Genomic DNA, 9,787 nt, shown 5'->3' with positions numbered 1-9,787 from the left:
CGCCCACGCAGAAGCTGCCGCCGCACGAAGCGAGCGCCGCCGCGGCCGCGGCCGCGGCCAGGCGCGACGCGGCCCGCTTTGCACGATGAATAGCTGGGCTCGAAGCGTTCATTTCTTACGGCCACCGTGTACGCGCCGGCGTTGCTGCTGGCGTTTTTCGCGTTCGCGCAGCAGTTGCGGCATCACTTCCTCAATGTACCGGCGTGCTTCGCCGCACGTCACGATCTTCGCGAAACGCTGGCGCGCCTTGGCCTCTCCGACCAACGCGCGATGCGCTTTCCTCAGCACATGCAGGAAGACCATGAGCCTCGATCCATCGCGCACGGGTTCCGCGTCGCGCGGGTCGGCAGTCGTGTTCGTGGGGTGGGTCATGATCCGATCCATCCCGGGCAATCGGTGCGGCAAGTCGTGGTGACGAGCGGCAGCAGATCGTGCGCGCGGCCGTCGCGCGCGGTCAGCGGCGCGATGCCGAACAGGCGCTCGATGGTCGCGAGTATCGAACTGTGATCGTACACCGTGTGATCGACGTGGCCTTGCGCCACCCAAGGCGAGACGACGATTGCCGGCACGCGTACACCGTAGACGTCGAATGCGAAGCCCGATGCGTTCAGTTTTGCCGATGCGCCGTCGCCGTCGCGGGGCGGCGGTGCGCTGCCCGGCTTCGCGGAGTCGTATAAGCCGCCGTGCTCGTCGTACAGAATCACGAACAGGCTCTTGTCCCACAGCGGCGACTGGCGAATCGTGTTGTAGACTCGCGCGACGAGCTGGTCGCCGGCTGCGATGCCATCCATCGGATGCTGCGAGGTGCCGTTTTCGTACGTGTCGTGAATCACATCGCCGTAGTTCGGTTCGATCAGCGTGTAGCGGGCCGTATAGCCTTGCGCGAGATCGGCTTCAAGGTGCGACAGGTCGTCGACGTCGAAGAAGTCGATGCCCTTGAGCGACGAGACTTGCGGTATGCGGCCCGACAGCGCGCCGGTCTGGTCCTGATAGAGGCGATAGCTATTTTCGCCGAGCGCGTCAAAGATCGAACCGCGCGGATACGTGAAGCCGTCGAAGGTCTCCCATTCGAGCATCTCGCTATCGGTCGGCGTGTGATCGAGGCCGGCCGACGACGCACCGTGCAGGAAAAACCGGTTCGGCCACGTCGGCCCCGGCATCGATGCATGCCAGCCGTCACAGAGCACGAATTCGGTCGCAAGCGTATAAAGTGCCGGCGCCTGTGCGCACGTGTCGACGGCGCGCATTACGTCGCCGATATCGGCTTGCGGCGGAACCGGGCCTTCGGTTTGCGAGGTCGCGTAGTTCGCGGCAAAACCTGAGTTATCGATGGGCGGATACGGCTGCCCCTTGTGGAACTGTGCGCCCTGGCCGCACAGCTGCTCGACGACATCGGCGAATTCGTGCCCGGGGTCGCTCGGCAGTTGCTCCGGCGCACCGCCCTCGAACGGGTAAGCGATGCCTTCATACGTATTCGTATTCGCGGAGGTGGCCGCGACAATACCGGGAATACCCGAGAGTGCGAACAGGTGGTCGAACGACCGGTTCTCGAGCATCAGCACGAAGATATGCTGGATAGGAGAGGGGGCCGGAGCGGATGCGTACGTTGCGTCGTCACTCATGAGCGTTCCCGTTTGTTCGAGCGCATGTCAGTGTACTGTCGCGCAGGCGGTCGAGTAAAGCTGCCTGCGCGCGTGGCGAACGGGGTTGGCTTAACGTGTACTCTTTCGATATCGTTCGATATTCGCTTTCAGCCTCGGTGCAAAGCACCCTCAACAGATCATGAAAAAACTATTGATCATCGGCATCGGCGCCGGCAATCCCGAGTATGTGACCATCCAGGCGGTCAACGCGCTCAACGAAGTCGACGTCTTCTTTGTGATGGACAAGGGCGCGGCGAAGGAAAAGCTCGTCGCGCTGCGCCGCGAGATTATCGAGCGCTATGTGAAGGATCGCGACTATCGCATCGTCGAGGCAACGAATCCCGAGCGCCGCATCGGCGAAACCGACTACGTGCGCACGGTCGAAGACCTGAACCGCGACAAGCAGGCGGTGTTCGAGCGCCTGATCGGCGAAGAGCTGAAAGACGGCGAATGCGGCGCGTTTCTGGTCTGGGGCGATCCGTCGCTGTACGACAGTACGATGCGCATTGTCGCGGCGATTTCGCAAAGCGGCCGGCACGCGTTCGAATACGACGTGATTCCCGGCATCAGCAGCGTGCAGGCGCTGGCGGCCAAACACCGCGTCGCGCTCAATGCGATCGGCCGCCCGCTGCAGATCACGAACGGACGCACGCTTGCGGAGGGTTTTCCGGAGCACGTCGACAGCGTGGTCGTGATGCTCGATGCGCAGAATGCGTACAAGCAGGTCGCTGACGAAGATCTCGACATGTACTGGGGCGCGTATGTCGGCACGCCCGACGAGATTCTGATCGCGGGGAAACTGCGCGACGTGATGGACGAAATCGAGCGCACCCGGGCCGACGCGCGGCAGCGGCATGGCTGGATCATGGATACCTATATGCTGAAGCGGCCCGGTGGCGGCGCTGGCGAGGAAGGCTGACGCGCGCCGTCCGGTTGCTGAATGCTTGAGCGGCAGCGTCATCAGGCGGCCCAGGTGTGGCCGCGCGGGCCGTTTGACGGCCCCACGCACCGGCGCACGCCACGTTCAAAACCGGACCGGATGCGGCGGCAGTTCGCCGCGTTCGTACCGTTGGTGCAGATCGGGCGTCACGTTCTCCCACACCAGCAGCATCGAGCGCTTCTGCGCATAGCCCTTGTGGCGGATATCGGCCGGCATCGCGGCGATATCGCCGGGGTTCATCGTGATGCGGGCGCGCGGCGCGCCCGTTTCCTTGTCGACGACGTCCCAGACGATCTGATCCGATAGCTGCAGGAACCATTCGACGCGGTCGTTGCCGTGAAAGACCGGCAGCACGAATTCCTCGGTGGTCGGGCAAAACAGGCTATGCCCGCAGACGGAAGTCACCGACGGATTCCATGTGACGTCCGAGCGCGACAGATACTTGAACAGGTTGAACGCATGCAGTTCTTGCTCGAAGCCGGGTTGCGCGTGAATCTCCGGTTCGTCCTGCGCAACGTCGGCGAACTGGCGGTTGATCGGCATCGCGTCGCGCAGCGGCGAGTCGCCGGGCATGCCGGGCATGCGCGTGGTGCCGATCCGCCGCCGTTCGATGGCCGCGATGTTTTCGCCGCGCTTCGGGCCGAAGGCGGAACCGGTTTCTTCCGGTGCGGCGAACGGATCGAAGCCCTCGTTGACCCAGTCCCGCAGGATCGCCTTGCAGGTGGCGAGAATGTGCGGGGTCTGGAAGCGCTGTGTGTGGTCGATACGCGCGTTGCGGTAGCTCGCGTTGTACGCGCCCGCAAACAGGTCGACGCTGCCGTAGTGGTTGCGCGTGCCGATCACGTCGTCGAAATGGACCCAGCCGTAGAAGAAGTCCCAGGCGACGTCGCGCACGATCGCGCGCAGAAAGTCGTCGACGCGCATCTGATGCGAATGGCGCGCGCCGTTCGCGCGCCATCGGATCGTTGCGAAGTATGCGTCGCGACTGAATTCGAAATCGCCCAGCGTGAACGTGCGATAGCCGGTGAACGCATCGGGCTCGCTCGCATCGACGCCGGCGTTGGACAAAGCGGGATTGCTGCTCATGGTGAGCTCCGGAAAGGGTGCTGAATGGCGCGAACTCGCGCCGTGGTGAACGACAAAGCAGGACGACAAGGCACGACGGCGTGGCCGGCCTAAGCCGCTATCTGATGCAGATCTCGGCCCACCTCTGCACCGAGTGCTGCCCGAGCATGGTCTGCAACAGCAGCACGCCGTCCTGCACGGCGACGAAGCGATAGGCCGCGCCCGCCGGCAGCAGCGCCTGATGTCCGCGCCGCAAGCGCACGTAGCCCATCGATTGCCCTTGCGGCTGCTCATCGAAACGCACGCTGCCGTGGGTGGACGGGTCGACGAGCGGCGCGTTGGCCGCTTTGACGAACTGCACGTCGATCGTGCCGTCGAGCACGATCGCGAATTCGTCATGCGCCGCGGCAAACCATGCGGATGTGCGATGCGCCTTGAGCGTTTCGATCACATAGTCGAGGTTGCGGCCGACGACGATTTTTTCGTACGGTTGCGCGCCGCTCGCGACCTCGAACACATTGGACATCGCATAGTGCTCCGCGCTGCCGCTGACGACTTCGATCGTGCCTTTCTGATAATCGTCGAGCCTGCCTAACCACGTTCGCTGCTGCATCGATTTTGTCTCCGGAAATTCAGATGGAGAACGCATTTCAGCAGACGGCTTTTGCGAGCAGCATACAGGCCGGAATAACCGGCTCTGAAAACGAAGCGGACGCCTATTGATGGTAAATGGCATATAAATGAGAAATACGAACAACTGGCCGGTTAATGGGCTGCATGGAACAGATAATCGAGGTGCGCCTATTTATTTCACGCCGGGTGTCGTTTATTTTTGGTATTCCTTTGCATCCGGATAATCGGGTTTCCTATATTTTTATCTGGAACCGGGGGATCGACTGAATTGATCGGATGTTAGAGATCCGATGCTTTTTCCCGCAGCCGGATAGAATGTGACCCGATCGGCCTAACGGACATAGCGGACGATGGACCTCAATGACGTCGCCTTATTCGTGCAAGTCGTTCGCGCCGGCAGCCTCGCGGAAGCGGGGCGCCGCCTCGATATGCCACCCAGTACCTGCAGCCGGCGCATCCAGCAGCTCGAGCACGATCTCGGCGTTCGGCTGATTCAGCGTTCGACGCGACGCCTTGCGCTGACCGGCGCGGGGCAGGAATTCTTCCAGCGTTGCGCGGCGCAGGTCGACGCATTGGCGGAGTCGGCAAGGCAGATGCTCGATGCGCGCGGCTCGGTCTGCGGACGCATTCGCGTCGCCGCGCCTGCCGATTTCTTCCACTGGTTCCCGCTCGAGCGCGTCGCCCGCTTTCTGGCGGAGTACCCGAAGGTCGCGCTCGAGTTCGAACTCGGCGACGCGTACGTGGACCTGCTCGACCGCAATATCGACATCGCCATCCGCACCGGTCCGATTCACGAGCCGATGCTCGTTACGCGCCAGTTCGGCTCGACGCACAAGACGCTCGTGGCCAGCCCGGCGTATCTGCGCGCGCACGGCGTGCCCGCCACGCCCGCCGATCTTGCGTCGCACGAATGCATCGTGGCGTCGGGCGCGAACGGCGCGCCGGTGCTGTGGACGCTCGACGGCCCGGAAGGCCGCAACCAGTTCGCGGTGCGTGGCCGCTTCCAGGTGAACACCGCGCGCGCCCAGCTGAACGCCGCGCTTGCGGGCCTCGGCATCGCGTTCGTGCCGGCGTTCATGACAAAACCGTGTCTGCGCGACGGCCAGTTGCAGGCGGTGCTGCCTGGCTACGCCTATCGCGATGTGCGCATCTATTTCGTCTATCTGACTCACCGGCATATCCCGCGTGCGGTCAACGCGTTCGCCGAATTCGCGCAGGAAGTCATGATCGAGGAACGGATGATCGATCCGCTGCCGGGCGTCGATCGCATGCCGGACATCAAAACCGCGCACGCAGCGCGATAAGCGGGCGGCGCACTCAACCTCCCTCGCGCGGTCCGTCCAGGACGTTCTCTTTAGCGTCCCAATAGTTGGACGGATTAGCTGGTCCGATTAATGGCGCGCATTCGTGGCTCCCCGATTTTCCATTTTCCCCGCTTTCATGCAATCACATAATTCATCTCGCATTACTCTGCGAAATGTGTAGAATTCCGACTTGTTTTAATTCGAAGCCCATTTAATCGGGCTGTGATTTCGCGCCAGACGAAAATACCAATATGTGAGTCGAACGTTACAAATAACTTGTAATCCGTATAGTTAAAGGAACTGACCACTTTCAAGGTCGCATTGCGCGGTGGTATTGGACCGAAAACAATCCATAAGCCTTCGCGCTTAGGAGACAATTATGAAAAAGAACGCGGCATTCGGCGTTCTCGCTTTGCTTCTCGCATCGGCTGCTCACGCACAGTCTTCCATCACGCTGTATGGCCGGATCGACGCCGGCCTCGAGTATATGAACGGCGTACCGGCCGGCTCCGGCCCGAACGGCGTCGCCACGCACGAATCCTCGCGGTTTCGCGCCGAGAGCGGCGACTGGGGCACGAGCCTGTGGGGCCTGAAGGGCACCGAAGACCTCGGCAGCGGTTATGCCGCGGTCTTCCACCTCGAAGGCGCATTCAACACGATGACAGGCGCCGGCAGCACGGATGGGCTCTTCGACCGTTACGCAACGGTCGGTATCGCGAGCCAGCGCTTCGGTACGCTGCTGCTCGGCCGCGAACTGTTTATCTCGAACGGTGTATGGGATTTCGATCCGTTCGGTCAGTCGAACTGGTCGTCGGCATCGCTCGTGCGTGGCCGCAACTGGCTGCATTCGAGCAACACGATCTCGTTCCAGACGCCGAACCTCTCGGGCTTCGACGCGTTCGGACAGTACGCGCTCTCGAATGCGACGAACTTCAACGGCAACGGTACGACACCGCAAGGCCGCTGGGCGGGGCTACAGCTCACGTATACGACGGCTCACGTGCAGGTGCGCGGCATCTACGACGAAATCCGCGATGCGCAGAACGGCTTGCTCGACGATCCGTTCACGGCGTCGCGCGAGTACACGGCGGCGGTCAATCTGTTCTTCGGCCCGTTCAAGATTCAGGGCGCCTATCAGGCGATCCGTACGTCCGGTGCGCCGGCCACCGCAGGTGTGTCGCCGACCACGCTCGATCACGAATGGGGCGGCGTGACGTGGCAGATCTCGCCCGCGGCCGCGCTGATCGCAGCCGTCTATCACGTGAACGCGAACAAGGGCGCCGGCAACGCGACGCTTTATTCGGTGGGCGGCAGCTACAACCTGTCGAAGCGGACCTTGCTCGACTTCCAGGTCGCCACCGTGCAGAACAGCAACACGGCGAACTTCGGCCTGAACGCGAACAACGCGGGCAATACGGTCGCGACGGATAACCCGCTTATCGGGCATAGCCAGTCGGGTGTGTACGCCGGCATTCAGCATTCGTTCTGAGCGCGGTTTTAGCGGGCTGTCGGGGCTTGATCATGGGCGAGGTCGCCGGATATCCGGTAACCTTGCTTTGCGGTTTGACAGGTTGATGGCGATGCGGTCAGTCGAAGTAGCCGGCCGCATCGATATCTGTTAACAGCCCCGGCTCCGCAGGCTGCCAGCCGAGCAGCCTGCGCGTTTTCTCGCTCGACGCGGCCGCATCGAGCGCGGCGAAACGCGCGAACCACCCGAAATGCGCAACCGCCTCTTCGGGCGACAGGGCGACGACCGGCACATCGAGTCCACGTCCGAGCGCGTCTGCGATCTCCCTGAATGCGATGCCCTGTTCGTCGATCGCGTGATATTTCGCGCCGGCCGCGGGCTGCTCGAGCGCGAGCCGGAAGACACGCGCCGCATCGCGCCGGTGCACCGAGGGCCAGCGATTGAGCCCGTCACCGATATAAGCGGACACGCCTTTCTCGCGGGCCACGCGGATCAGATGCGGAACGAAACCGTGGTCGCCGCGGCCATGCACAGACGGTGCGAGCCGCACCACCGACGCACGCACGCCACGCGCCGCCAGCGCAATCGCGGTCGCCTCGGATGCGCGCGGATATGACTCGGACACCGGCACCGGTCCGTCGTCCTCGGTGGCGACGCGCCCGTGCGCGAGCAGCGCGACGCCGGACGTGACGAGCAAAGGACGCTGCGAGCCTTCGAGCACGCTGCCGAGCGCCTCGATCGCACGCCGATCGATTTCGCAGTTCTCCGCGAACTTCGAGAAGTCGTGAATAAACGCTGTATGGATCACACCGTCCGCGGCTGCGGCGCCGCGGCGCAGGCTATCGAGGTCGTCGAGCGTGCCGCGATGCACAGTAGCGCCTGCCTCGGCGAGTGACTGGGCACCTGCATCGGAGCGCGCGACGCCCGATACCTCGTGTCCTGCATCGAGCAGTTCACGCACCACGGCCGAGCCGACAAAACCGGTCGCACCGGTAACGAAAACACGCATTGCTTTTTCCTCATGTCGAACGTGGACAGCGGCCACTCTCGGCTCATAAGCTATGCGGGTAAAGTAGTGACGTTATACGGGTATACGGACCAACAGGATCAAGCCATGCCGTCGACACGCGCTTCCCATTCGAGCCATTCGGCCAGTTCGGCACACACGCTGGGTGCGTATCTGAAAGATCGCCGCACGAAACTCGACCCGGCCGCGCTTGGTTTGCCGGTGGGGCGCCGCCGCACGCCGGGCTTGCGGCGCGAAGAAGTCGCGCAGCGCGCCAACGTCAGCGCGACGTGGTACACGTGGCTCGAGCAAGGGCGCGGCGGCGCACCGTCCGCCGACGTGCTCGACCGTATCGCGCAGGCGCTGATGCTGACCGATGTTGAACGAGAACATCTGTTTTTGCTCGGGCTAGGGCGTGCGCCCGAGGTTCGGTACGACGTGGAGCAGGCCGCCGCGCGCGTGTCGCCGCGGCTGCAACGCATCCTCGATTCACTCGAATTGAGTCCGGCACTCGTGAAGACCGCGACATGGGATATCGTCGCGTGGAATCGCGCGGCGGCCGCGGTGTTCGAATACGGCGCGTCGGCGCCGGTCGAACGCAATATCCTGCGCCGGATATTTGGCAATCCTGATACGCGCGCGTGGCAGCGCGATTGGGAAAGCGTCGCGCGCTTTGTCGTTGCGGCGTTTCGTGCCGATGTGCTTCGAGCCGGCGCGACCGCTGAAATCGAAGCGCTTGTCGATGAGCTATCGCGGCGCAGCCCTGAGTTCGAATCGATATGGCGCGCTCATGATGTGCGTGCGCATGGCGAAGGCAGCAAGCATTTGCTGCATCCGGTCGCAGGCCCGATTGAACTCGAGTTTTCGAGCTTTGCCGTCGATGGACGGCCTGAACTGGGTATGGTCATCTACACGCCTGTGACGCCTGCCGATTCGCAGAAAATCAGATCGCTGATCGCAGCGGTGCCGGAGCCGTTGGCTCAACCTTCGTAGAACGCATATTGACGGTTCAGTTTCCCCGGGGAGCGACTCATGTCGATGGCCTGGACGCCTACGGGCAGCTTTCCGCCGGCAATTGACGCTCGTCTTCCACTCATTGCGATGCTTCTCAAGCGCGTCAAGAATCAACATCGCGACGCCATGCTGTGCCAGGGATTACCCGGTTGACCGCGTTGCAGCGGTCGTTTAATTTCGTTTGGCGCAACTCGCGGTCGGTCCGGCCTCGAGCCAAACGCTAACCCATCCTGTATGGCGCATGCGGCATGCATGTCGCGCGATCGGCACTCGCTCGCGTGCCACGCGGTCACGAAACGGCCGGGTTCGGGAGGAGACGACGCGATGAAGGAAAAGGCCCGCTGGCTGGTGATCTTCTTCTGCTTTCTGGCGATCGCGGTCAACTACATCGCCTACGGCAGCCTCGCGGCCGCGGCGGCCAGCATCTGGTCGCTCCGCGGACGTCGCGCCAACGCCGCAACACGTCGCGTCGCTTGCGGGCATCCAGAATTTCGCGTCGAATCTCGCGGGCATTGCACTGACGACATTCACGGGCATCATGCTGCAGCTGACCCAAGGCTCGTTCACGATTCCGCTCGTCGTGGCCGGCGTATTCTGCGTGCTCGGTGCGGTGAACTATCTGTTTATCGTCGGCCGTGTCGAACCGCTGGATATGCAGCAAGCCGATGCAGTCGGGCACGAGGCCTATGCGCGCCATATGTAGTGCAATCACGC

9 protein-coding genes and 1 pseudogene are annotated in these 9,787 nt (G+C 62.8%); 5 read left to right on the top strand and 5 right to left on the bottom strand.

Going from position 1 to position 9,787, the window contains the following annotated elements; all coding sequences use genetic code 11:
* Positions 1 to 108: 108 nt before the first annotated feature.
* Positions 109 to 372 (bottom strand): hypothetical protein, encoded by a 264-nt coding sequence (locus ACYPXD_RS02255; protein ID WP_459706958.1) that lies wholly within the window; start codon positions 370 to 372, stop codon positions 109 to 111.
* The gene (locus ACYPXD_RS02250) at positions 369 to 1,622 is read right to left on the bottom strand and encodes an alkaline phosphatase family protein (protein WP_459706956.1); all 1,254 of its coding nucleotides are present in this window, start codon (positions 1,620 to 1,622) and stop codon (positions 369 to 371) included. Before ACYPXD_RS02250 ends, ACYPXD_RS02255 begins: the two co-directional genes overlap by 4 nt.
* 160 nt (positions 1,623 to 1,782) lie before the next feature.
* Between ACYPXD_RS02250 and cobF the strand changes: the two genes are divergently transcribed.
* Positions 1,783 to 2,562, top strand: a complete 780-nt coding sequence (gene cobF / locus ACYPXD_RS02245; RefSeq protein ID WP_459706954.1) for a precorrin-6A synthase (deacetylating) — start codon at positions 1,783 to 1,785, stop codon at positions 2,560 to 2,562.
* Between the two features lie 105 nt (positions 2,563 to 2,667).
* On the opposite strand, the gene ACYPXD_RS02240 is transcribed toward cobF, so the two are convergent.
* Positions 2,668 to 3,669: a hydroxyquinol 1,2-dioxygenase gene (locus ACYPXD_RS02240; RefSeq protein WP_459706952.1), complete on the bottom strand. Its 1,002-nt coding sequence runs from the start codon at positions 3,667 to 3,669 to the stop codon at positions 2,668 to 2,670.
* A 97-nt stretch (positions 3,670 to 3,766) separates the two neighbouring features.
* Entirely contained in the window at positions 3,767 to 4,261 is a 495-nt protein-coding gene (locus tag ACYPXD_RS02235) for a cupin domain-containing protein (RefSeq protein ID WP_459706949.1), read from the bottom strand.
* Positions 4,262 to 4,631: 370 nt separating this feature from the next.
* On the opposite strand from ACYPXD_RS02235, the gene ACYPXD_RS02230 reads away from it, so the two are divergent.
* Both ACYPXD_RS02230 and ACYPXD_RS02225 read left to right on the top strand, forming a co-directional pair.
* Positions 4,632 to 5,585: a LysR family transcriptional regulator gene (locus tag ACYPXD_RS02230; protein ID WP_459706947.1), complete on the top strand. Its 954-nt coding sequence runs from the start codon at positions 4,632 to 4,634 to the stop codon at positions 5,583 to 5,585.
* A gap of 379 nt (positions 5,586 to 5,964) precedes the next feature.
* Complete coding sequence (locus tag ACYPXD_RS02225; protein ID WP_459706945.1) at positions 5,965 to 7,074, top strand: porin; 1,110 nt, start codon at positions 5,965 to 5,967, stop codon at positions 7,072 to 7,074.
* A gap of 97 nt (positions 7,075 to 7,171) precedes the next feature.
* Here the strand turns inward: ACYPXD_RS02225 and ACYPXD_RS02220 are convergent, their stop codons facing one another.
* Complete coding sequence (locus ACYPXD_RS02220) at positions 7,172 to 8,062, bottom strand: SDR family oxidoreductase (RefSeq protein ID WP_459706942.1); 891 nt, start codon at positions 8,060 to 8,062, stop codon at positions 7,172 to 7,174.
* A gap of 105 nt (positions 8,063 to 8,167) precedes the next feature.
* On the opposite strand from ACYPXD_RS02220, the gene ACYPXD_RS02215 reads away from it, so the two are divergent.
* Complete coding sequence (locus ACYPXD_RS02215; protein WP_459706940.1) at positions 8,168 to 9,052, top strand: helix-turn-helix transcriptional regulator; 885 nt, start codon at positions 8,168 to 8,170, stop codon at positions 9,050 to 9,052.
* Between the two features lie 402 nt (positions 9,053 to 9,454).
* Positions 9,455 to 9,776: pseudogene (locus ACYPXD_RS02210) on the top strand (hypothetical protein); the annotation flags it as partial.
* Between the last annotated feature and the right edge of the window lie 11 nt (positions 9,777 to 9,787).

The sequence above is a fragment of the Paraburkholderia sp. 2C genome (genome assembly GCF_054589215.1).
The sequence above is the reverse complement of the archived record's forward strand: the minus strand, read 5'-3'. Positions and strand labels throughout refer to the sequence as shown.